The sequence below is a fragment of the Enterobacter cloacae complex sp. P40C2 genome (genome assembly GCF_014930695.1).
Taxonomy (GTDB): Bacteria; Pseudomonadota; Gammaproteobacteria; order Enterobacterales; family Enterobacteriaceae; genus Enterobacter; species Enterobacter pasteurii.
The window spans coordinates 36,144-59,063 of sequence record NZ_JADBRP010000018.1 but is presented as its reverse complement, the minus strand read 5'-3'; the positions used below and the strand labels follow the sequence as shown (position 1 = coordinate 59,063).

The following is a 22,920-nucleotide window of genomic DNA, read 5'->3' as shown; positions in this document are numbered from 1 at the left end:
AAAGCATGCCTAAGTATCGTTCAGCCACCACCACCCACGGTCGTAACATGGCGGGTGCCCGCGCGCTCTGGCGCGCCACCGGAATGACCGACGCCGATTTCGGCAAGCCGATTATCGCCGTGGTGAACTCCTTCACCCAGTTTGTACCCGGCCACGTACACCTGCGCGACCTCGGTAAACTGGTAGCCGAACAAATCGAAGCCTCCGGCGGCGTGGCGAAAGAGTTCAACACCATTGCGGTGGATGACGGTATCGCGATGGGGCACGGGGGCATGCTCTATTCACTGCCATCGCGCGAGCTGATTGCCGACTCGGTGGAGTACATGGTCAACGCCCACTGCGCCGATGCGATGGTCTGTATCTCCAACTGCGACAAAATCACCCCGGGGATGCTGATGGCCTCCCTGCGCCTGAACATTCCGGTGATCTTCGTCTCCGGCGGCCCGATGGAAGCGGGGAAAACCAAGCTTTCAGACAAAATCATCAAGCTCGACCTGGTCGACGCGATGATCCAGGGCGCGGACCCGAAAGTGTCTGACGAGCAGAGCGATCAGGTGGAACGCTCCGCGTGTCCGACCTGCGGCTCCTGTTCCGGTATGTTCACGGCTAACTCCATGAACTGCCTGACCGAAGCGCTGGGCCTCTCTCAGCCGGGCAACGGTTCGCTGCTGGCAACCCACGCCGACCGCAAGCAGCTGTTCCTTAACGCCGGTAAACGCATCGTTGAGCTGACGAAACGCTACTATGAGCAGGACGACGCCAGCGCGCTGCCGCGCAACATCGCCAGTAAGGCCGCGTTTGAGAACGCCATGACGCTGGATATCGCCATGGGCGGTTCCACCAACACCGTGCTGCACCTGCTGGCCGCCGCGCAGGAAGCCGAAATCGACTTCACCATGAGTGATATCGACAAGCTCTCCCGCAAAGTACCGCAGCTGTGTAAGGTCGCGCCGAGTACCCAGAAGTACCACATGGAAGACGTGCACCGCGCGGGCGGCGTCATCGGCATTCTCGGCGAGCTGGATCGCGCCGGGCTGCTGAACCGTGACGTGAAAAACGTGCTTGGCCTGACGCTGCCGGAGTCGCTGAACCAGTACGACGTGATGCTGACCAAAGACGACGCGGTTAAAAACATGTTCCGCGCCGGTCCGGCCGGTATTCGCACCACGCAGGCGTTCTCGCAGGATTGCCGCTGGGACACGCTGGATAACGATCGCGCCGAAGGCTGCATCCGCTCGCTGGAACACGCCTACAGCAAAGACGGCGGTCTGGCCGTGCTGTACGGCAACTTCGCGGAAAACGGCTGCATCGTGAAAACCGCAGGCGTGGACGACAGCATCCTGAAGTTCACCGGTCCGGCAAAAGTGTACGAAAGCCAGGACGAGGCGGTAGAGGCCATCCTCGGCGGCAAAGTGGTGGAAGGCGACGTGGTGGTCATCCGCTACGAAGGGCCGAAAGGCGGTCCGGGCATGCAGGAGATGCTCTACCCAACCACCTTCCTGAAATCCATGGGCCTCGGTAAAGCGTGTGCGCTGATCACCGACGGTCGTTTCTCCGGCGGCACGTCTGGCCTCTCCATTGGCCACGTTTCCCCGGAAGCGGCAAGCGGCGGCAACATCGCGATCATCGAAGATGGCGACCTCATTGAAATCGACATTCCGAATCGCGGCATTCAGCTCAAGCTGAGCGACCAGGAAATTGCGGCCCGTCGTGAAGCGCAGGAAGCGCGCGGCGACAAAGCCTGGACGCCGAAAGATCGCCAGCGTGAGGTCTCCTTTGCCCTGCGCGCTTACGCGAGCCTGGCCACCAGTGCAGATAAAGGCGCGGTGCGCGATAAATCTAAACTTGGGGGCTAATGATGGCCGAGTCACAACCCTTATCCGCCGCCCCCGAGGGGGCGGAATATTTAAGAGCGGTGCTGCGCGCGCCGGTCTATGAAGCCGTGCAGGTCACGCCCCTGCAAAAAATGGAAAAACTCTCCTCGCGCCTCGACAACGTGATCCTGGTGAAGCGCGAAGACCGCCAGCCGGTGCACAGCTTCAAGCTGCGCGGCGCCTACGCGATGATGGCCGGGCTGACGGACGAGCAAAAAGCGCGCGGCGTGATTACCGCCTCGGCGGGCAACCACGCGCAGGGCGTGGCGTTCTCCTCTGCCCGTTTAGGGCTGAAGGCGCTGATCGTGATGCCGGTCGCTACCGCGGATATCAAGGTTGACGCGGTGCGCGGGTTCGGCGGCGAAGTGCTGCTCCACGGCGCCAACTTCGACGAAGCGAAAGCCAAAGCGATCGAGCTGGCGCAGCAGCAGGGCTTTACCTGGGTGCCGCCGTTCGACCACCCGATGGTGATTGCCGGGCAGGGCACGCTGGCGCTTGAGCTGCTGCAGCAGGACGCCCATCTCGACCGCGTCTTCGTCCCGGTAGGCGGGGGCGGCTTAGCCGCGGGCGTGGCGGTGCTGATCAAACAGCTGATGCCGCAGATCAAGGTCATCGCCGTTGAAGCGGAAGATTCTGCCTGCCTGAAGGCGGCGCTGGATGCCGGACATCCGGTGGATCTCCCGCGCGTCGGGCTGTTTGCCGAGGGCGTGGCGGTGAAACGCATTGGCGATGAAACGTTCCGTCTGTGCCAGGAGTATCTCGACGATATCGTCACCGTCGACAGCGACGCAATCTGTGCGGCGATGAAAGATCTCTTCGAGGACGTGCGTGCGGTGGCGGAACCGTCCGGCGCGCTGGCGCTGGCGGGCATGAAAAAGTACGTTGCCCGGCACAACATTCGCGGCGAACGCCTGGCGCACGTGCTGTCTGGTGCCAACGTGAACTTCCACGGCCTGCGCTACGTTTCCGAGCGCTGCGAACTGGGTGAACAGCGTGAAGCGCTGCTGGCGGTGACCATCCCGGAAGAGAAGGGCAGCTTCCTGAAGTTCTGCCAGCTGCTGGGCGGCCGCTCGGTGACGGAGTTTAACTACCGCTTCGCCGATGCCAAAGACGCCTGCATTTTTGTCGGCGTGCGTCTGAGCCGCGGCGTGGAGGAGCGCAAAGAGATCCTCAGCCTGCTGCATGAAGGCGGCTACAGCGTGGTCGATCTTTCTGACGATGAAATGGCGAAGCTGCATGTGCGTTATATGGTCGGCGGTCGTCCGTCGAAGCCGCTAAAGGAGCGCCTGTTCAGCTTTGAGTTCCCGGAATCGCCGGGCGCGCTGCTCAGGTTCCTGCACACGCTGGGCACGCACTGGAACATCTCGCTGTTCCACTACCGCAGCCACGGCACCGACTACGGCCGCGTGCTGGCGGCGTTCGAGCTGGGCGATCACGAGCCGGATTTCGAAACGCGCCTGAACGAGCTGGGCTATGAGTGTCACGACGAAACCCACAACCCGGCGTTCCGCTTCTTCCTGGCGGGCTAGTGGTTCGGCAGAATGTTCCAGAACGCATCGATAAGCGGCTCATGCAGCCGCTTTTTTTGTGCGCATACGCCAAGCTCGAACGGCGTCTTCTCGTCGCTGCGCTCCAGAATCATCACGCGGTTGCGCACCGGCTCCGGGCTGTTTTCCAGCACCACTTCCGGCAGCAGCGCCACGCCGCAGCCGAGCGCCACCATTGACACCATCGCCTCATGGCCGCTGACCGTGGCGTAAATTGACGGGTTGCTGATCTTCTGACGGCGGAACCACAGCTCAATGCGGCGGCGCACCGGGCCCTGATCGGCCATGATAAACGGCACCGTCGACCAGTCCGGTTTCTCCACCGAAACCTGATTACGCACCGGGCAGGGCAGCGCCGGGGCAATCAGCACCACCGCCAGATTCTCCAGCATCGAGAATGCCACCGCGCCCGGCAGCGTTTCGGGCTTCCCGGCGATGGCGAGATCCGCTTCGCCCGTCACCACTTTTTCCATCGCGTCGGCGGCGTCGCCCGTGGTGAGCTTAATTTCAACCGACGGATGCGCCGCGCGGAAGCGGTCAAGGATGGGGGGAAGATGGCTGTAGGCGGCGGTCACGGAGCAGAAAATATGCAGCTCGCCGGAGAGCGACGGCCCCTGCTGGTCGATGGTGTGCCGCAGCTGCTGATACTGCAGCAACGTCTGCTGGGCAAAGATGCGCAGCTCCTCACCGGCCTCCGTGAGCGTGACGGTGCGGTTATCGCGCACGAACAGCGGCTGGCCAAGGTCTTCCTCAAGGCGCTGGATCTGGCGCGAAAGCGTGGAGGGGCTAACGTGCATCGCCCGGGCGCTGCGGCCAAAGTGACGGCTTTCCGCCAGATGCAGGAACATTTTCAAATCGCGTAAATCCACCGATTCCACTCCCTCTTTTTATATTGCAAAAATTGCAACATGACGTTGTGAATATATCAATTTCCGCAATAAATTTCCTGTTGTAATGTGGGTACATTCTCGCTGAAACGCGAACCGAACAATAAGACACACAACATCACGAGGTATCACCCATGGCTAACTACTTTAATACACTGAACCTGCGCCAGCAGCTGGCGCAGCTGGGCAAATGCCGCTTCATGGCGCGCGATGAATTTGCCGATGGCGCGAGCTACCTTCAGGGTAAAAAAGTGGTCATCGTCGGCTGTGGCGCGCAGGGTCTGAACCAGGGCCTGAACATGCGTGACTCCGGGCTGGATATCGCCTACGCCCTGCGCAAAGAAGCGATTGCTGAGAAGCGCGCCTCCTGGCGTAAAGCGACCGAAAACGGCTTTAAGGTGGGTACCTACGAAGAGCTGATCCCGCAGGCAGATTTGGTGGTAAACCTGACGCCAGACAAGCAGCACTCTGACGTTGTGCGTTCCGTACAGCCGCTGATGAAAGACGGCGCCGCGCTGGGTTACTCCCACGGCTTTAACATCGTTGAAGTGGGCGAGCAGATCCGTAAGGACATCACCGTGGTGATGGTGGCACCAAAATGCCCGGGTACGGAAGTACGCGAAGAGTACAAGCGTGGCTTCGGCGTGCCGACGCTGATCGCGGTTCACCCGGAAAACGATCCAAAAGGCGAAGGTATGGCCATTGCCAAAGCATGGGCAGCGGCCACCGGCGGCCACCGTGCGGGCGTGCTGGAATCCTCCTTCGTTGCTGAAGTGAAGTCTGACCTGATGGGCGAGCAGACCATTCTGTGCGGCATGCTCCAGGCCGGCTCTCTGCTGTGCTTCGACAAGCTGGTGGAAGAGGGCACCGACCCGGCATACGCGGAAAAACTGATTCAGTTCGGCTGGGAAACCATCACCGAAGCGCTGAAGCAGGGCGGCATTACGCTGATGATGGACCGCCTGTCCAACCCGGCAAAACTGCGCGCGTTCGCACTCTCTGAACAGCTGAAAACCATCATGGCGCCGCTGTTCCAGAAACACATGGACGACATCATCTCCGGTGAGTTCTCCTCCGGCATGATGGCGGACTGGGCGAACGACGATAAGAAACTGCTGACCTGGCGTGAAGAAACCGGTAAAACCGCGTTCGAAACCGCACCTCAGTTCGACGGTAAAATCAGCGAGCAGGAGTACTTCGATAAAGGCGTACTGATGATCGCGATGGTGAAAGCGGGCGTTGAGCTGGCGTTCGAAACCATGGTGGATTCCGGCATCATCGAGGAGTCTGCGTACTACGAATCACTGCACGAGCTGCCGCTGATCGCGAACACCATCGCCCGCAAGCGTCTGTACGAAATGAACGTGGTTATCTCTGATACCGCAGAATACGGCAACTACCTGTTCTCTTACGCCTGCGTACCGCTGCTGAAAGAGTTCATGACTACCCTGCAGGCAGGCGATCTGGGCAAGGCAATTGCGGAAGGTGCGGTAGACAACGCGCAGCTGCGTGACGTAAACGAAGCCATTCGCAGCCACGAAATCGAGAAAGTGGGCCAGAAACTGCGCGGCTACATGACCGACATGAAGCGTATCGCGGTAGCAGGCTAACAACGACGAATCGGGTGGCGCAAGCCACCCGACTTGCTTTTAGCTACGCAGTATCGCGCCGGGATATCCCAGCTGGCGCCACGCCTCATACACCACCACCGACACCGCATTCGACAGGTTCATGCTGCGGCTGTCCGGCATCATCGGAATACGAATTTTTTGTTCAGTCGGTAAAGCATCAAGAATAGTGGCCGGCAGGCCGCGGGTTTCCGGGCCAAACATCAGATAATCCCCGTCCTGATAGCTTACCGCGCTGTGCGCAGGCGTGCCTTTTGTGGTCAGGGCGAACATGCGCTGCGGCTTCTCTGCTTCCAGAAACGCGGCGTAATCGTGATGGCGAACCACGGCGGTAAATTCATGATAATCCAGCCCCGCGCGGCGCAGGCGTTTGTCGTCCCACGTAAAGCCCATCGGCTCAATAATGTGCAGACGAAAACCGGTGTTGGCGCACAGGCGGATGATATTGCCGGTATTGGGTGGAATTTCTGGTTCGAATAAAACGATGTTAAGCATGCTGCCCCCTTAATTGCGGGGGCAGAATAGCAGAAAAGAGAGCGACTAGGCGACGCCGGGTTCATGCGCGCGGCAGCGCAGCATTTTGTAGCAGGTAGCCGCCGCGGCCACCAGGGCGGGCACGCTGAGGATCATTAAAATACTGTCCGCCTGCCACTGCATGGAAAGCAGCTGGGCGCTGGTCATGGTTCCCGCCACGCCGCCAAAGCGGCCGATCCCCTGCATCCAGGCGATGCCCGTCGCGCGGCATTCGGTAGGGTAAAAGGTGGCGGCCAGGGTTTGCATTCCCGACTGTGCGCCGTTCATCGCGATCCCCATCAGGAAAATCAGGCCGCCAAACAGGGCGATATGGTTCTGCTCAAGGCCAAGCAAAAGAATGAGGCACATCGTCAGCATGAATCCTCCCGCGACCACCTTGTGCGCCTCCCAGCGGTCCATCATCCAGCCCGCAAGCAGAATGCCTGCGGTACCGCCGAAGGTGAACAGCGAGGTGAGCCAGGCGGATTCCGCCAGCGCATAGCCCATCCCCTGCATCAGCGTCGGCATCCAGCTAAGCAGGACGTAGTAAATGACCAGCCCCATAAAGTAGGTGACCCACAGCATCAGCGTGCCGGGAAGCCAGGGCATGGAAAAAAGCTGTGCCACGCTCCCCTTTTTAGCGGCAACCTTTTCCTCCGCCAGGAAAAAGCCCGTGACGCCGTCAAGCGTGCTGCGGGCAAACCGGCCGGCGATGCGGCGAACCTGCGCGACGTCTTTCCCGCGCTGCACCAGAAACTTCACGGACTCCGGCAACAGCAGCGCCAGCAGCAGCGTTAAAACCAGCGGAGCAATCGCGCCGGTCAGCAGCACGCTTCGCCAGCCGTGATGAGGGATCAGCCAGGAAGAGATCGCGCCGCCGCCTGCCGCACCCAGAGGGAAGCCGCAGTACATGGTATTAATCGCCATGGCGCGGCAGCGCCTGGGGGCAAACTCTGAGATCAGCGTGATGGCGTTAGGCATCGCGGCGCCGAGCCCCAGGCCCGTCAGGAACCGCCACAGCGTCAGAGTATTCAGACTTTGCGCCCAGGCCGTGCCCAGGCTCGCAAGGCCGAAGAACAGGCACGAAAAGATCAGCACGCGCTTGCGCCCCATCCGGTCCGATACCGGACCTGCTATAAGCGCCCCGAGCGACAGCCCCAGCAGCGCCGCGCTCAGCACCGGCCCCAGGTCCTGTTTTTGTATACCCCACTCCGCCGACAGCGTCGGCGCGATGTAACCCATCGCTGCGGTATCGAAGCCGTCGATCGCCAGAACCAGGAAGCCCAGCACAATAAGAAGCCAGTGAAACCCTGAAAAGCGACTTTCATCGATCACCTGCTGAATATCCACCCGACCTGAATACGTCATACGCTCCCTCCGATGTAATGTTGTTTTTGTGTTCTTGTATTTGCTTGTCTATACAATTGCGGAGAGGCGTGGCGTGTCAAATTTTCTTATCCAGAATGTTACGTAGGTGTTATTTTCGACAAAAAAAAGCGCCCGAGGGGGAGTCGGGCGCCTGAGAAACGTATATCAACTAAAAACGATCAGGCCGCGTTCTCCTGGGAAAGGGGAGCCAGCGCCGCCGGCAGCTTGCTGAGTTCCTGCACCAGCGAATCCTTGCTGATTTCTTTTATCGTCTTCGCGCCGGTCAGGGTCATCGCCACCTTCATCTCTTTCTCAATGAGGTTCAGCAGGTTCGCCACGCCCGCCTGGCCGCTGGTGGCCAGCGCGTACAGGTAGGCCCGGCCCAGCAGCACGCTGTCGGCGCCGAGGGCAATCATGCGCACCACGTCCAGCCCGTTGCGGATGCCGCTGTCGGCCAGGATCGCGATATCGCCCTTCACCGCATCGGCAATGGCGGGCAGCGCGCGGGCGGAAGAGAGCACGCCGTCGAGCTGGCGTCCGCCGTGGTTAGAGACCACGATCCCGTCCGCGCCGAAGCGCACCGCGTCGCGCGCATCTTCCGGATCGAGGATCCCTTTGATCACCATTGGGCCGTCCCAGAATTCGCGGATCCACTCCAGGTCCTTCCACGAGATCGACGGATCGAAGTTATTCGCCAGCCAGCCGATGTAATCCTCAAGCCCGGTCGGCTTACCGAGGTAGGCCGAAATATTGCCCAGATCGTGCGGACGACCGTTCATGCCTACATCCCACGCCCACTGCGGATGCGTAACCGCCTGCCAGTAGCGGCGCAGGGCGGCGTTCGGGCCGCTCATGCCGGAGTGCGCGTCGCGGTATCGCGCGCCGGGCGTTGGCATATCGACGGTAAAGACCAGCGTTGAGCAGCCCGCCGCTTTGGCGCGCTCGAGCGCGTTACGCATAAAGCCGCGATCGCGCAGGACGTACAGCTGGAACCACATCGGGCGCTTGATGGTCGGCGCGACCTCTTCAATCGGGCAGACGGACACGGTGGAAAGGGTAAACGGAATGCCTTTGGCATCCGCCGCGGCGGCAGCCTGCACCTCGCCACGACGGGCGTACATACCGCACAGGCCAACGGGCGCAAGGGCCACCGGCATGGAGAGCGTCTCGTTAAACAGTTTTGTCTCAAGGCTCAGGTCAGACATATTCTTCAGCACGCGCTGGCGCAGAGCCACTTCCGAGAGATCTTCCACGTTGCGGCGCAGGGTGTATTCGGCATACGCCCCGCCGTCGATGTAGTGAAAGAGGAACGGCGGCAAAATGCGCTGCGCCGCGGCGCGGTAGTCACTGGCTGCTGAAATAATCATGCTTTGTTCTCCCTGGAAATATCACTGTCGCCGGGCAGACGGGTAATACGCGCCTGTCGGGCCTGATCTTCATCGAATCGTTTAATGGTGGTGTGCACGAAGCCCAGGTGCGCCATCATCGCCTTACGCGCAGCTTCGGCATCGCCGGCCAGAATGGCGTTGAGCACCGCTTCGTGCTGTTCGGTCAGCTGAGCAAACACGGGCGGAACCAGATACATGCGCTGGCGGCTCTGCTTCACGGAGGATTGCAGCAGGTCGAAGAACCCGCGCATGGTTTGCAGCAGCACCACGTTGTGCGACGCCTCGGCAATCGCCAGATGAAAACGCACGTCGGCCTGGGAGGCGATATCGGGGTCGCTGCTTTGCGTGGCCTCAAAGCAGGCTTTGAGCTTCTCTTTGTCGGCCTCGGTTGCCCGCATCGCCGCATGCCAGGCGGTACTGGTTTCGATGGCGTGGCGCGCTTCGAGGATATCGAAGCTGTAGTCCGGATCGTTTTCCATCAGCGTTTTCAGCGGCTGAACGATGTTTTGCTCGGACCAGTCATCATGCTGCCAGCGCACGAAGGTGCCGCCGCCGCGACGGCTCAGCAACACCCCTTCGCTGACCAGCGTCGCCAGCGCTTCGCGCAGCGAATTACGCGATACGCCAAGCTGGGCGGCAAGCTGGCGCTCGGCGGGCAATCTCATGCCCGCCTCCAGCTGTTGTTCTTCAATCAGCGCCCGCACGCGAGTGGCAATCTCGTCGGACAGGCGTCTGGGCATCACTATCATGGGATCATCCAGGTTAAGACATAGGCCTGCAGGGTGGTAATAACGCCCACCATGCAGGTAAATATCAGGCTGTGCTTAACGGTAAAGCGGAACAGATCCGACTCTTTACCCACCAGTCCCACCGCGGCACAGGCAATGGCGATGGACTGCGGGGAGATCATTTTGCCGGTCACGCCGCCGGTGGTGTTCGCCGCGACCAGCAGCACATCCGAGACGCCAATCTGCTGCGCGGCCGTTGCCTGCAGGGCGGCAAACAGGGCGTTTGAGGACGTATCTGAACCGGTCAGGAACACCCCCAGCCAGCCGAGGAACGGCGAGAAGAAGGTAAACGCGTGACCGGTATGGGCTAATGCCAGCGCCAGCGTTGACGACAGGCCGGAGTAGTTCGAGATAAACGCGAACGCCAGCACCATGCCGATGGAGTAAATCGGCAGCATCAGCTCTTTAATCGTCGCCGCAAAGGTCTGCACGGCGGCGGCCGGCTTCATGCGCAGCCACACCACGGAAAGGATAGCCGCAAACAGAATGGCCGTACCGGTTGCCGAGAACCAGTCAAACTTAAACACCGCCGCATACGGCGTGGCGTCGTGCACCACCGGCGGCATGCGGGCGACCATTTTGTCGAGGAACGGCACGGAGATGTTAATCACCATGTCGTACAGCGCGCCGCCCGGGGCGAACAGGGCCTTAAACGGCGGGATGCTCCACAGCGTTACGGTGGCGGTCAGGAACAGGAACGGTGACCACGCGCGGACGATCTGCCCGGCGGTATAACCCGTGCGGGCGAGCGTCTGATCCACGTGCGACGCGCCCATATCGGCAAAGCGGAAGATGCGCACCGGCTGCCAGCGTTTCAGGAACAGCGTCAGACAGACCAGCGACACCAGGGAAGAGATGATGTCCGGCAGCTCAGGCCCAAGGAAGTTGGAGCTGAGATACTGGGCAATCGCGAACGAACCGCCCGCCACCATTACCGCAGGCCAGGTCTCCTTCACGCCGCGCCAGCCGTCCATAATCGCCATGATCCAGAACAGCACGATAATGGTCAGGAACGGCAGCTGGCGGCCAACCATCTGGCCAATCTCAAAGCTGTCCAGCCCGGTCACCTGTCCGGCCACCAGAATCGGAATACCCATCGCGCCAAACGCCACCGGCGCGGTGTTCACGATCAGGCACAGGCCAGCGGCATACAGCGGATTAAAGCCCAGCCCGACCAGCAGCGCGGCGGTGATCGCCACCGGCGCGCCAAACCCTGCCGCCCCTTCAAGGAACGCCCCGAAGGAGAAGCCGACTATCAGCATCTGTAAACGCTGGTCCGGCGTAATGGAGAGAATCGACGAGCGAATGATGTCGAACTGCCCCGTTTTCACCGAAATTTTGTAGACAAAGACCGCGGCGATGATGATCCACGCAATCGGCCACAGGCCGTAGAAGAAGCCATACACCACGGAGGCCAGCGCGCGATCGACCGGCATTTTGTAGAAAAACAGCGCCACCAGCAGGGCGATGGCAACGGTATACGTCGCGGCGAGGTAGCCCTTCAGCTTGAGCTTAATCAGCGCAAAGAAGAAGAACAGGATCGGAAGCGATGCGATCAGGCTGGAAAGCCAGATATTCCCGGCCGGATCGTAGTTTTGTTGCCAGAGGCTCATGCAGGTCTCCTGAGGACCACACGGCTTGCGCTGCGGGTGAGTCTCCGCTCATCTCTGCGTCACACGCTGTGTAAAAGTGGTCCATCCAATATTGTGATGTAGGGGTAATGACAATGAATGGTTAATCAAGTGTTGCCATTCAGCAATGCTTTTGTGAAGTGAAGCAGTAAAACTGTGAAGGATGGTTCGCTTTGGAGTCGATTGGTAGGACCAAAAGGCCTGCGCAGATCGTTCATTTATGACGCAGACGTAGGCTGCGGGTTGAGCAGCGTTCCGCCACCGTGGGCGGGCACGGCGGGTAAAATATGATGATGAAAATGCCTGTTTGCGCTATTTACGTTAATCGCCTAAGGTGTTTTTGTTTTATTCGAGTTTACGATAAAGGTCTAATTTGTAAACGGCATGATTTATTTAAGAGAAATATAAATTTTTTTTAGGTAAAAATGCGAAATATAATATGTAGCAAAAAATTTTAATTAAGATAAATTTCACATATAGATTTTAACAGCGTATTACAAACGATCAATTGCTGATCAATAATGAAAAATTCTGCGTTTAATTGTTTTTGCAGAATAATCGCAAAGATGTCTCTCCTGCTTTAACTTTTCATCCTAATAATGATCTGAAAAAAATTGATCAAACATTGATCAGTCAACTGTTTTTTTAATTTCATAACGGAACTAGAAGGGCGGGAATAGTTTTGTGGGTAAGCAAAACAGGTAAAAATTGTTACATTGCTGTTAATTCCAAAAGGTTTATAAAACATGCTGCACCCTTTTCGATACGTAGACGTTATTAGGTATTTGATTTACTATTTATGTCGATGCTGCGTTACGGAAGAAAATAAATTCCTTTTTTAACCTTAAAGTATTCATTGTTATTTTCTGCCTAGGGTATTTCTCTCCTGTGGGATATACATTTATGGCTTAAGGAAAATATATGGATTATCACATCGGGATGGACCCCATGCTTTACTAAGAGGTCGCATCACCAACTCTATTAGTACCCTTTGGTGACGTTTCTAAGTTCTTATAGCGATTATTCGATCAGGTACGACAAATCTATATCTGTTTTATTTACAGAGGGTTTTACTTTCAAATGAAAATCAAAAATGTGGCGCTGGCATTTGCCGCGGCGGGGCTTCTGTTATCTTCTCAGGCGGTGCTGGCAAGCAATGATTCAGGTGTCAATACTAACCTGGATACAGGCGCAGGTACGCAGGGCACAGGCGGGGTAATCAACTTCACCGGTAAGATAACCCTTATTTCCTGTGATATTACTCCAGCGTCAAAAAACAAAACCGTAGACCTTGGGGCGTGGGCGAAGAGCTACTTCGATGAGCACGTCGAAACAACGCCGCGTGAGTTCAAAATCAACGTCGAAAAATGCCCGGAAACGGTTGAATCCGTTGCGGTGCTGTTTGACGGAAATAAAGATGCGGAAGATGACTCGCTGCTGCAGGTTACGCCTGGCACGGGCATGGCGACGGGCGTCGGGGTGAAGCTTTATAACAGCGACCGCAGCACGGCTATTAAGCCGGGCACGGTTTCAAAAACCACCGCACCAGATGAAAAAGGCAATGCAGAATTAACGTTCTATGCCGCACTGGACAAAGATGGAGCGGAAATCAAAGCGGGTGATGTCAACGCCGTTTCCAACTTCCTGATGGTTTATAACTGATTTTTTTCAGCCACCTCCAGAGATAATAGAGATGAAACGTTTATCGTATATTATGCTCACTGCATTAATGGTTAGCTCTGCGTCAGTTTCCGCAGGCGTAGTAATGGGCGGGACACGGATCGTATACCCGCAAAACAGCAAGGAGGTGGCATTTTCTGTTTCTAATATGGAAAGTGCAGTTCCCTATCTGATTCAGTCGTGGGTTGAGAATGACGCCGAAGGGAAAAATCACGCCGCGCCATTTATCGTCACGCCGCCGCTGTTCAGGCTTGATCCGGATCAGACCAATACGCTGCGTATTCAATATACCGGCGCGCCGCTGCCCGCAGATCGCGAATCCGTATTTTGGCTCGATATAAAAGCCATTGCGCCAAAGCCAAAAGAGAGCAGCAACGAATTACAAATTAACGTTAAATCGAAATTTAAAATATTCTACCGCCCTGAAAACCTGAAAGGCGATGCCGCAACGGCCTGGCAAAAGGTGAGGTTTTCACATACGCCAAAAGGGCTTAAGGCCACCAACCCGACGCCGTATTTCGTCTCTTTTTATCGCCTCAGCGTCTCGGGGCATAAAATTGAGCAACCGGGCATGATCGGCCCAGGCGAAACCCGCGAATGGCCTGTGCCAGCCTCCGGCAGCGTTACCTGGTCGGCTATAAATGATTTTGGCGCGATTACCGCTACCCGGTCGCAGCCTCTTTAAACCATGCCTTCTCGCCTGTTTCGTTATGCGCCACTGTCGGTGCTGCTGCTCAGCTTCAGCCGCACAGGATGGGCCGAGGATTATTTCGATCCCGCCGCGCTGGAGCTCTCCTCTGCCGAACAGAAAACGGCGGATCTGCACTATTTCTCCGAAAAGGGCGGGCAGATGCCCGGCACGTGGCTCGTAACGATTGAGGTTAACGGACGCGAGGAACGGCATCAGGAGCTTACCTTCGTCAATGAGAAAGGCAGCCTGCAGCCCGTGCTTAGCGTGCCGCTGCTGGAGGCGCTCGGGGTGAATGTGGGGGCGATCCCGGCGCTTTCCCGGTTGCACGAGGGAGAAACCTTCACGCATATCGCCGATTTTATCCCGGCGGCGCGAACCTCCTATGATTTTAACCAGCAGCGCCTGTTTATCAGCCTGCCGCAGGCGGCGATGACGCACCGCAGCCGTGGCTATGTGCCCCCCTCGCAGTGGGATGACGGTATTCCGGCGGCATTTGTTGATTACAGCCTCACGGGCGGGCAGGCCCATCATCAAAACGGCGACACGACGTCAAGCTACCTCAGCCTGCGTAACGGCGTAAATCTGGGACCGTGGCGTCTGCGTAATACGTCGGCCTGGAGCTACAGCAACGCGGGCGGCAATCGTTTTCAGTCACAAAGCAGCTGGCTGAGCAGGGATATTCGCAGCCTGAACAGCCAGCTGCGGATCGGCGATGCCTGGACTGCCGGCGATCTGTTCGATAGCGTGGCGTTTCGCGGGGTTCAGCTCTCGTCCAGCGAGAGCATGTTACCCGACAGCCAGCGCGGCTTCGCGCCGACAATCCGCGGCGTCGCGCACAGCTATGCCAGGGTTTCCGTTTCGCAAAATGGCTATGTGATATATGAAACCTGGGTTGCCGCCGGGCCGTTTGTTATTAACGATCTGTTTCCCGGCGCGCAAAGCGGCGATTTGCAGGTGACTATCACCGAAAGCGACGGCTCGAAACGCGTATTTACCCAGCCTTATTCTGCGGTGCCGTTTATGCGCCGCCAAGGCAGCCTGAAATACAGCCTCAATGCCGGACGCTTTCACTCCGGCGCCAGCGATGCCCGGTCGCCGGACTTTGTTGAAGGCGCTTTTTTCTACGGCCTGTTCTCCAGTATGACGGTGTACGGCGGCTTTCGTACCGCGAATAACTACCAGGCCGGCGCCATTGGCGTGGGCAGAGGGTTTGGCGCGTTCGGCTCGCTGGGCGTTGACGATACGCTGGCAAAAAGCCGTTTACCTGACGGCAAAAGCGTAATGGGGCAGGCGTGGCGCGTTCAGTATCAGAAGGATTTTAATACCACCGGCACCGCCTTCAACCTGGCGAGCTATCGCTATGCCTCGCGCAACTTTTATGAGTTTAGCGAGCTGAATCAGTCTGACAGCCAGCAGCTACGGCTCAATAACCGCCGCAGCCGCTCGCAAATAACCTTCTCCCAGACGCTGGGGGAGTTCGGCAGCCTTAGCGTTTCGGCGTGGATGCAGGATTACTGGCATACCTCCGGGCAGGACAAAACCATACACCTTGGCTGGTACACCAGCTGGCGGGGCATTTCATGGGGAGCGGGGTATGACTACACCGACTCAGCGCGTGAGCAACATCCCGATCGCACCGTGTCGTTTAACATCAACGTCCCGCTCGGTAACTGGCTGCCGGGCAGTTCGGTCAGCTACTTCATCAATAAAAATAACCGTGGGATGTCCACGCAGCAGGTTTCACTCAACGGCAGCGCGCTGGCGAACCGCAACCTCAACTACAGCGTTCAGCAGAGTAAAGCCAGCGGGGGACAAGCCGACAGCACCAGCCTGGCGCTGCAATACAACGGCGGCTACGGCAACGTAAGCCTCGGTTACGACCGCAGCCGAAACGGCGATAATGCCAGTCTCGGCCTCGCCGGGGGCGTTATCGCCACCCGGTATGGCGTCACGCTCAGCCAGCCGCTGGGCGATAGCGTCGCCATCCTGCGCGTGCCGGGCGCGGCGAACGTTGAGCCGGAGGGCTACAGCGGCATCCACACCGACAGCCGCGGCTACGCGGTCATGCCCGCGCTTTCGGCCTATCGTAAGAATACCGTCAATCTTGATACGGCGACGCTTGGCGAAAACGTCGACGTTGAGCAGAGCGGGCTGACGCTCGTTCCCACCAGCGGCGCGGTGGTGCTGGCCAATTACGCAACGCACATTGGCTATCGCGTGCTGTTCTCCCTGCGATACCACGGCGAGCCATTGCCGTTTGGCGCGCAGGCCGAGGTGGTGGAGCAAAACCGCCGTTCAGCCAACCGAAGCATGGTGGCTGACGGCGGCCAGGCTTACCTGAGCGGAGTACCGGAGCGCGGCACGCTGCGCGTAACCTGGTATGAAGACGGGGAGCCGCGTCAGTGCCAGACGCCGTTCAGGCTGGGGGCGGCTCATATGGCCCCCGGCATCGCTACGCTGTCTCTTGAGTGCCACTAGGGGAATATCATGCGTCACTTTATTCAATGGATTTTCTATCTCAGTCTGCTTTCTCTTTTTGGCATGCTGAGTTTTCACGCGCACGCTCAGGCCTCGCCCTGTCGCACCACGCGCAATCAGTGGGTTGTCCAGGTACCTTACGCCATTGGATATGCTCCCGGCACCGCGGACTGGACGCCGGTTTCCGCGCCGATACAGTCTACCGGGGCGGATTTCTACAGCTGCGATGGCGGAAATGACGCCTGGCGAAGTATCGGATTTGTCGAGCAGGATAACCCCGTCGGCACCGTGATGGGGGAAGACGGTGCGTCGCGGCACGTCTACAAAACCCAGATTGACGGCATCGGCTACGCGCTCGGGTTCCGCGAGCAGCAGTACTGTGGTGCGGATGCCGTGCGGTATATTGACGGCACCAGCCCGGTAGACGGCAACGAGTCCCGGCGTATCTGCGATGCCTCACAGAATCCAGCCTTTGCCAGCGCCCCAACGTATAAATTGCAGTTCTGGGTGGTGTTTTACAAAATCCCGACGACCAGCGCCATGCCTGACGATAACGCCAACTCCCAGGAGCAAAACGTCGGATCGCTGATATTGCAGGCGGGAGAAAACAAAGCCAGCGCGACTAACGTCGCGACGCCGGTGCAGATCCGTCTCGCCAGCTTCACGGTCAGGCATACCAGCTGTTCCGTTGGATCCCGCAGCATTCTGGTACCGATGGGAACCGTAAGCCAGCGTGAATTTCACGGCACTGGCTCCCGCGCCGGAGGCGGACGCTTCAGCATTCCGGTGACCTGTGAAAATAACACGACGGTGAAGATGGGCTTCTTCGGCGATACCGCGCCGGGCAACGATCGGGCGCTGGCGTTAACGAAGCAGCAGGACAGCGCCAGCGGCGTCGGAATCGAACTGCTTTACGGCGACAATACCGGTGCGGTTCAGGGGCAGGTGGTGCCGTGGAACACCCCGCAGGTATCGGCGCTTGGGCAGGTGGGCGATAACCAGACGCAGACCTTCTGGTTTGATGCGCATTATATTCAGACGGAAGAGAACGTGACGGCTGGAAAAGCGGATGCGATGGCCACGTTTAACCTGATTTACAACTGAGTTTCCCCTGCCGCTGCGGCAGGGGAAGCGGGATCAGAATGCGGTCTTACTAAAACCCGTCATCTCTTTCAGGCCCATTTCGCGGCCAAGCTCGGTCATCGGGTGCACCACCACCAGGCCACGGACGCTTTTCTTCAGCTTGCCCATATCGGCCTGCTCTTTTTTGGTGATCGCGCGGCGGTGCGGCATGTTCATCAGCTTCTGCGCTTCTTTACTCAGCTTCTGGCCTTTCACTTCGCGCAGGCGCTCGATTTCCGCTTCCAGCTTCACGGACTCTTTTTCCAGCTCGGCATACTTCTCGGCGGCATCGACCAGAGAGAGGTCGGCCATCTGGTGGCGGATCAGATCCAGGCGGTCGCTCAGGCGTTTAATTTCGTTCTTTTCGACTTCTTTCATGACAAATAACTCTGAAAACGGGGGATTTACAGGGAAGGATACACCAATGTGTGCGGGCTTACTTCTGAAACGCTTTTTTTAAGCTGATTTTAGAAATCAGCTCGGTCAGGGAAAGCACCATGGTGGAGCGGACAACCTGCTGATAACGCTGCTTTTGCATCGCGTACAGCTCAGGGTCGCTTTTATCAAACTGAGGTGAGGGGGGAAGCGCGGATACGCAGTGCAGTTCGCCGAAGGGCCCCAGAATCTCGTCATCGGTAAAGGTGTATTCATTACCGTCATGATTCAGCTCTTCGCGCAGCGCCATCAGCAGCTCGGCGTCTTCATACTCTTGTCGGTTCAGCACGCCAAGACCATAGATCAGCTTCAGCCGCACCGACAAATCGCCCAGCGGTCCGTCTCCGTCCAGTAACGGTTCTACAGCATACTTGACCGCGTAGTCGTCTTTGCGAAACACCTGAAGCACCAGAATGTTCACCGCCTCGGTTAACAGCTCGACGGCGGCAATCAGGAAACTTCGTACGGTTTTGCCAGCATTCAGACGCTCAAGCACACGATTTTCAAAGGCCTGGGTTTGTTCCATTATTGCCTGCATATCTGACAATCTGTTATTCGGGCGCAGGCTAACCTGCGCCGGACTCTGCATCATTTGGTTGCGTTATATGCGCTTACCGCCTCCGCAACCACGTCGCTGCTGGCTTCCAGATCGGAGATCTGCGCCAGCGCAGCCTGCGCGCCTTTGCTGTCAATCAGCTGGGCCAGCTCAATCGCCTGCGGATCCTGCTCGCTGCGGTAGTGCATCGCCGCGGCAATGCCCTTCACCAGGTTAGCGTGCGGCAGGCCGTACTCCAGCGTGCCCAACAGCGGTTTAATCAGGCGATCGCCCGCGCTCAGTTTACGCAGCGGCTGACGCCCAACGCGCTCAACGTCATCTTTCAGATACGGGTTTTCAAAACGACCGAGGATTTTCTGGATGTATGCTGCATGTTTGTCAGCATCAAAACCGTAGCGTTTGATCAGCACCGCGCCGCTCTCTTCCATTGCCCCTTTGACCACCGCACGGATGTTCTCATCAAGGATCGCGTCGCGAATAGTCTGGTGACCGGCCAATTTCCCGAGGTACGCGGTTATAGCATGCCCGGTGTTCAGCGTGAAGAGTTTACGTTCGACAAATGCCATCAGGTTATCGGTTAATTCCATTCCCGGAATGGTCGGCAGCGCGCCTTTAAACTGGGTTTTATCGACGATCCACTCGCTGAAGGTTTCCACGGTGACTTCCAGCGGATCGTGAGTGGCGGATTCGGACGGCGGGACGATGCGGTCTACGGCGGAATCCACAAACCCGACGTGCGCTTCAACCCAGGCTTTGTCTTCGTCTGCGACAGCCGCAAGTACATGGCCTTTCAGCTGCGTAGTGCCGCGCACCATGTTTTCACAGGCGATGATGTTCAGCGGCGCGTCGTTACCCTGCGCCTTACGCTTCGCCAGGCCTTTTGCGATCGCCGGGGCGATACGCTCAAGCACCACCGGACCCACTGCCGTGGTGACGAGATCGACGCTCGCGATGAGGTCAATCACGTCGTCGCCAATGCTGCTGACCGCGTTCACGCCGGAGACCGTTTCAACCTGTTCGTTTTCACCCACCACGTGAACCTGATAGCTATGACGGGCATTCAGGGCATCCAGAACCACCTGATTCACATCGGCGAACGTCAGGGTAATGCCCGCATCTGCCAGCAATTTACCGATAAAGCCACGACCAATATTACCTGCGCCAAAATGTAATGCTTTCATAGTGTTAACCTTCATCAATGTTTTTACCCGAGAGGGCTGGGGTGAGAAACGTTATCCCCTCACCCTAGCCCTCTCCCCGGAGGGGAGAGGGAGGAGACGCTGTTATTTGTTAAGCAGTGCCAGTACTTCTTCCACGCTGGTGGTATTGGCCAGACGCTCAATGACGGTTTCGTCGTCCAGGGCGTTGGTCAGGCTGGTAATCACCTGAATGTGCTCGTTGTTGCGAGCGGCGATACCAATCACCAGACGGGCGATGTCGTCCTCTTCTTCACCGAAGCGCACGCCGTCCGGATACTGGCAGAACACCACGCCGGTTTTCAGCACGCGGTCTTTCGCTTCAACCGTACCGTGCGGCACCGCGATGGATTCACCCAGGTAGGTTGGGGTCAGTTTTTCGCGTTCCAGCATGGCGTCAACGTATTCAGGCTGAACGTAGCCGCCTTTCACCAGCTGCTCGCCGGCAAAGCGAATGGCCTCTTCTTTATTGGTCGCGGTGCGGCCAAGGAAGATGTTTTCTGCGCCCAGCCTGAACAGGTGCGCGTTGCTCTCGTCGAAGCTGTCCTGAAGGCTGGTACGCACCTTCACTTCGTTATCTTCATGGCGCTGCGCCGCCACCAGACGTTCGGTCAGGCTGGAGTACAGGCCGCTGTCCAGGAAGTTGGTCAGGGAAATGTGCTGCGCCTGCGGCACCTGACGCATGGCGCGTTCGGTCAGATCGCGGTGCGTGATGACCAGGTCAACGTCCGGCGGCAGGCTGTTAATCGCGCTGTTGGTAACGGAGATGTTGGTCAGACCCGCATCCTGCACTTTCTTACGCAGCACGCCCGCACCCATTGCGCTGGAACCCATACCGGCATCGCAGGCAACGATGATTTTACGCACGTGGCTCAGGTCGTTAGAGACATCACCGGCCGCCAGCGGGGTCGCTCCTTTGGATTCCGCCTTCATGTCATGCATACGACGGGTTGCCGCTTCGATATCGTCGTCTTCTTTCACTTTGCTGGTTTTCAGCAGGATGGCAGAGACAACGAAGGAGACCGCCATGGCCGCACAGATCGCCGCGATATTGGCGAAGTAGGCGCCTTTCGGGGTCATCGCCAGCACCGCCAGGATAGAGCCTGGAGAAGCCGGAGAGACCAGACCGCCGCCCAGCACGCTCAGGGTGAACACGCCGGTCATACCGCCGAGGATAACGGCCAGGATCAGGCGTGGGTTCATCAGCACGTACGGGAAGTAAATTTCGTGAATACCGCCCAGGAAGTGGATGATTGCCGCGCCGCCAGCAGACTGCTTCGCGCTGCCGCGACCGAAGAACATATATGCCAGCAGAACGCCCATGCCCGGACCCGGGTTGGCTTCAATCAGGAAGAAGATGGACTTGCCGAGATCGTGAGACTGCTGAATACCCAGCGGCGAGAAGATACCGTGGTTGATGGCGTTGTTCAGGAACAGGATTTTCGCCGGTTCAACAAAGATAGACGCCAGCGGCAGCATATCGTGCGCCACCATGAAGTTAACGCCCGCCGCCAGCAGCTTGGACAGCACTTCAACGGCCGGACCAATGCCGAGGAACGCCAGAATCGCGAGGATCATCCCGATGATGCCCGCGGAGAAGTTGTTCACCAGCATTTCGAAGCCGGACTTGATTTTGCCATCAACCCAGACGTCGAATTTCTTAATGGCCCAGCCGCCCAGAGGACCGGCAATCATCGCGCCGAGGAACATCGGCATATCCGCACCGACGATAACACCCATGGTTGTGATGGCACCCACTACGCCGCCACGGTCACCGCCTACCAGACGACCACCGGTATAACCGATGAGCAGCGGCAGCAGGTAAGTAATCATTGGGCCAACAAGCTTCGCCAGCGTTTCGTTAGGCAACCACCCTGTCGGAATAAACAATGCGGTGATAATACCCCACGCGATAAACGCGCCGATATTTGGCATCACCATGTTGCTGAGGAAACGACCAAAGCTTTGAACTTTGATCTTGAAATCGGATGACATAAAACACCCCTTCTTATGTTTACGCTTAGGCTTGCGGCCCGAGGTTTATCGTTAATGTGCGGCGGCAGAGGTAGCCGGGCCCTGTTCTGATGCTGTGAAATCTGGCACTGAATCGTTCAACTGTCCAGACAGCGAGATTTTGTGTGATCGTCGTCACGTAAATGTAGGGGGTGAGGATATTAATGAAGTGATCGTGATCACATATCAGGTGTGTAAAAAAAATACATCGCACGAAATTTCATCAGAACAGGCGCTTTTTTGTGATGATTATCACATTGTCAGGTTGGCGCTTTGTTTTCGAGTTGTGACTGAATTCACAAAATATTTTTATGCAGATTTCTCCCGTATCACCTAAGGGCAGGAATGCGATACGCCTGCCTGCCTTTTTTCCCGGCTTGATCCATACTGACCTCTTTGTGGGCATTAAGGATAAGCAATGAAACTCATCGGCAGTTATACCAGTCCTTTCGTGCGTAAAATTTCGATTCTCCTGCTGGAGAAAGGGATCGAATTTGAATTTGTGAATGAACAGCCGTACAGCGCTGAGAACGGCGTTGCGCAGTACAACCCGCTGGGGAAAGTTCCGGCGCTGGTAACGGACGAGGGCGACTACTGGTTTGACTCCCCGATTATTGCGGAGTACGTCGAGCTGCTCGGCGTTGCGCCAGCCATGCTGCCAGCGGATCCCAAAGCGGCGCTGGCGATGAAGCAAATCGAGGCCCTGGCGGATGGTATTATGGATGCGGCGCTAGCCTCCGTGCGCGAGCAGGCAAGGCCTGCCGCACAGCAGTCAGAGAACGAACTGCTGCGCCAGCGTGAAAAAATCAGCCGCAGCCTCGATATGTGCGAACAGCTGATCCGCGACGGCAAAATTCAAAGCGATAGCCTGAATCTGGCGACGATTGCCATCGCCTGCGCCATTGGCTACCTCAATTTCCGCCGCGTCTCTCCCGGTTGGTGCGTGGATCGTCCCCTGCTGGTCAAACTCGCGGAGACGCTCTTCCAGCGCGAAAGTTTTGCCCGTACTGAACCACCAAAGGCTTGACGCGGGTTATAACACTTCCTGGCGGGAGGCGGTACAATCCCCCCACATGTTAACTCCCTCTCCCGTCGGGAGGGGGGAAGATATTTACTCGCCAGGCG

General features: G+C 57.8%; 18 protein-coding genes. 8 read left to right on the top strand and 10 right to left on the bottom strand.

Annotated features, from left to right (window positions below):
* The first annotated feature begins 5 nt into the window (after positions 1-5).
* Positions 6-1,856, top strand: coding sequence for a dihydroxy-acid dehydratase (gene ilvD, locus IM304_RS21445; RefSeq protein WP_193355539.1), 1,851 nt, complete (start codon positions 6-8; stop codon positions 1,854-1,856).
* A 2-nt stretch (positions 1,857-1,858) separates the two neighbouring features.
* A complete protein-coding gene (gene ilvA, locus IM304_RS21440) occupies positions 1,859-3,403 on the top strand; it encodes a threonine ammonia-lyase, biosynthetic (RefSeq protein WP_176611159.1) in 1,545 nt (514 codons plus the stop codon).
* Here ilvA and ilvY read toward each other — a convergent pair.
* The gene (gene ilvY, locus IM304_RS21435) at positions 3,400-4,290 is read right to left on the bottom strand and encodes an HTH-type transcriptional activator IlvY (RefSeq protein WP_148422466.1); all 891 of its coding nucleotides are present in this window, start codon (positions 4,288-4,290) and stop codon (positions 3,400-3,402) included. The genes ilvA and ilvY overlap by 4 nt on opposite strands.
* Positions 4,291-4,442: 152 nt before the next feature.
* Here ilvY and ilvC point away from each other — a divergent pair, with 152 nt between their 5' ends.
* Positions 4,443-5,918, top strand: coding sequence for a ketol-acid reductoisomerase (gene ilvC, locus IM304_RS21430; RefSeq protein ID WP_148422467.1), 1,476 nt, complete (start codon positions 4,443-4,445; stop codon positions 5,916-5,918).
* A 39-nt stretch (positions 5,919-5,957) separates the two neighbouring features.
* On the opposite strand, the gene trmL is transcribed toward ilvC, so the two are convergent.
* The 5 genes from trmL to lldP form a co-directional block, all read right to left on the bottom strand.
* Positions 5,958-6,431: a tRNA (uridine(34)/cytosine(34)/5-carboxymethylaminomethyluridine(34)-2'-O)-methyltransferase TrmL gene (gene trmL, locus IM304_RS21425; protein ID WP_193355538.1), complete on the bottom strand. Its 474-nt coding sequence runs from the start codon at positions 6,429-6,431 to the stop codon at positions 5,958-5,960.
* A gap of 45 nt (positions 6,432-6,476) precedes the next feature.
* A complete protein-coding gene (locus IM304_RS21420; RefSeq protein ID WP_193355537.1) occupies positions 6,477-7,817 on the bottom strand; it encodes an aromatic acid/H+ symport family MFS transporter in 1,341 nt (446 codons plus the stop codon).
* 179 nt (positions 7,818-7,996) lie between these two features.
* Entirely contained in the window at positions 7,997-9,184 is a 1,188-nt protein-coding gene (lldD, locus tag IM304_RS21415; protein WP_193355536.1) for an FMN-dependent L-lactate dehydrogenase LldD, read from the bottom strand.
* A complete protein-coding gene (gene lldR, locus IM304_RS21410; RefSeq protein WP_148422470.1) occupies positions 9,181-9,954 on the bottom strand; it encodes a transcriptional regulator LldR in 774 nt (257 codons plus the stop codon). Before lldR ends, lldD begins: the two co-directional genes overlap by 4 nt.
* Positions 9,951-11,606, bottom strand: coding sequence for an L-lactate permease (gene lldP / locus IM304_RS21405; RefSeq protein WP_003860175.1), 1,656 nt, complete (start codon positions 11,604-11,606; stop codon positions 9,951-9,953). Before lldP ends, lldR begins: the two co-directional genes overlap by 4 nt.
* Positions 11,607-12,704: 1,098 nt before the next feature.
* Between lldP and IM304_RS21400 the strand changes: the two genes are divergently transcribed.
* From IM304_RS21400 to IM304_RS21385, 4 genes are read left to right on the top strand one after another with little or no spacing between them, the layout of a single operon-like run.
* Entirely contained in the window at positions 12,705-13,286 is a 582-nt protein-coding gene (locus IM304_RS21400; RefSeq protein WP_193355535.1) for a fimbrial protein, read from the top strand.
* A gap of 31 nt (positions 13,287-13,317) precedes the next feature.
* The gene (locus IM304_RS21395) at positions 13,318-13,989 is read left to right on the top strand and encodes a molecular chaperone (protein WP_193355534.1); all 672 of its coding nucleotides are present in this window, start codon (positions 13,318-13,320) and stop codon (positions 13,987-13,989) included.
* 3 nt (positions 13,990-13,992) lie between these two features.
* Complete coding sequence (locus IM304_RS21390) at positions 13,993-16,473, top strand: fimbria/pilus outer membrane usher protein (protein ID WP_193355533.1); 2,481 nt, start codon at positions 13,993-13,995, stop codon at positions 16,471-16,473.
* A gap of 9 nt (positions 16,474-16,482) precedes the next feature.
* Positions 16,483-17,577, top strand: coding sequence for a fimbrial protein (locus tag IM304_RS21385; RefSeq protein ID WP_193355532.1), 1,095 nt, complete (start codon positions 16,483-16,485; stop codon positions 17,575-17,577).
* A gap of 33 nt (positions 17,578-17,610) precedes the next feature.
* On the opposite strand, the gene IM304_RS21380 is transcribed toward IM304_RS21385, so the two are convergent.
* From IM304_RS21380 to IM304_RS21365, 4 genes are all read right to left on the bottom strand, one after another.
* Entirely contained in the window at positions 17,611-17,973 is a 363-nt protein-coding gene (locus IM304_RS21380; protein ID WP_148422476.1) for a YibL family ribosome-associated protein, read from the bottom strand.
* Between the two features lie 58 nt (positions 17,974-18,031).
* A complete protein-coding gene (gene mtlR / locus IM304_RS21375) occupies positions 18,032-18,622 on the bottom strand; it encodes a mannitol operon repressor MtlR (RefSeq protein WP_193355531.1) in 591 nt (196 codons plus the stop codon).
* A complete protein-coding gene (gene mtlD / locus IM304_RS21370; RefSeq protein WP_193355530.1) occupies positions 18,619-19,767 on the bottom strand; it encodes a mannitol-1-phosphate 5-dehydrogenase in 1,149 nt (382 codons plus the stop codon). The genes mtlR and mtlD overlap by 4 nt, the downstream gene beginning before the upstream one ends.
* 102 nt (positions 19,768-19,869) lie before the next feature.
* Positions 19,870-21,777: a PTS mannitol transporter subunit IICBA gene (locus IM304_RS21365; RefSeq protein WP_148422479.1), complete on the bottom strand. Its 1,908-nt coding sequence runs from the start codon at positions 21,775-21,777 to the stop codon at positions 19,870-19,872.
* Between the two features lie 436 nt (positions 21,778-22,213).
* Here IM304_RS21365 and IM304_RS21360 point away from each other — a divergent pair, with 436 nt between their 5' ends.
* Entirely contained in the window at positions 22,214-22,822 is a 609-nt protein-coding gene (locus IM304_RS21360) for a glutathione S-transferase (RefSeq protein ID WP_148422480.1), read from the top strand.
* Positions 22,823-22,920 lie beyond the last annotated feature (98 nt).

Bases quoted from the DNA above. Each gene is read 5' to 3' on its own strand.
- IM304_RS21380 (WP_148422476.1), bottom strand. From the start codon at position 17,973: ATGAAAGAAGTCGAAAAGAACGAAATTAAACGCCTGAGCGACCGCCTG.
- ilvC (WP_148422467.1), top strand. From the start codon at position 4,443: ATGGCTAACTACTTTAATACACTGAACCTGCGCCAGCAGCTGGCGCAG.
- mtlR (WP_193355531.1), bottom strand. From the start codon at position 18,622: ATGATGCAGAGTCCGGCGCAGGTTAGCCTGCGCCCGAATAACAGATTG.
- IM304_RS21385 (WP_193355532.1), top strand. From the start codon at position 16,483: ATGCGTCACTTTATTCAATGGATTTTCTATCTCAGTCTGCTTTCTCTT.
- mtlD (WP_193355530.1), bottom strand. From the start codon at position 19,767: ATGAAAGCATTACATTTTGGCGCAGGTAATATTGGTCGTGGCTTTATC.
- IM304_RS21420 (WP_193355537.1), bottom strand. From the start codon at position 7,817: ATGACGTATTCAGGTCGGGTGGATATTCAGCAGGTGATCGATGAAAGT.
- IM304_RS21365 (WP_148422479.1), bottom strand. From the start codon at position 21,777: ATGTCATCCGATTTCAAGATCAAAGTTCAAAGCTTTGGTCGTTTCCTC.
- lldD (WP_193355536.1), bottom strand. From the start codon at position 9,184: ATGATTATTTCAGCAGCCAGTGACTACCGCGCCGCGGCGCAGCGCATT.
- IM304_RS21395 (WP_193355534.1), top strand. From the start codon at position 13,318: ATGAAACGTTTATCGTATATTATGCTCACTGCATTAATGGTTAGCTCT.
- IM304_RS21400 (WP_193355535.1), top strand. From the start codon at position 12,705: ATGAAAATCAAAAATGTGGCGCTGGCATTTGCCGCGGCGGGGCTTCTG.
- ilvD (WP_193355539.1), top strand. From the start codon at position 6: ATGCCTAAGTATCGTTCAGCCACCACCACCCACGGTCGTAACATGGCG.
- ilvA (WP_176611159.1), top strand. From the start codon at position 1,859: ATGGCCGAGTCACAACCCTTATCCGCCGCCCCCGAGGGGGCGGAATAT.
- lldR (WP_148422470.1), bottom strand. From the start codon at position 9,954: ATGATAGTGATGCCCAGACGCCTGTCCGACGAGATTGCCACTCGCGTG.
- lldP (WP_003860175.1), bottom strand. From the start codon at position 11,606: ATGAGCCTCTGGCAACAAAACTACGATCCGGCCGGGAATATCTGGCTT.
- IM304_RS21360 (WP_148422480.1), top strand. From the start codon at position 22,214: ATGAAACTCATCGGCAGTTATACCAGTCCTTTCGTGCGTAAAATTTCG.
- trmL (WP_193355538.1), bottom strand. From the start codon at position 6,431: ATGCTTAACATCGTTTTATTCGAACCAGAAATTCCACCCAATACCGGC.
- IM304_RS21390 (WP_193355533.1), top strand. From the start codon at position 13,993: ATGCCTTCTCGCCTGTTTCGTTATGCGCCACTGTCGGTGCTGCTGCTC.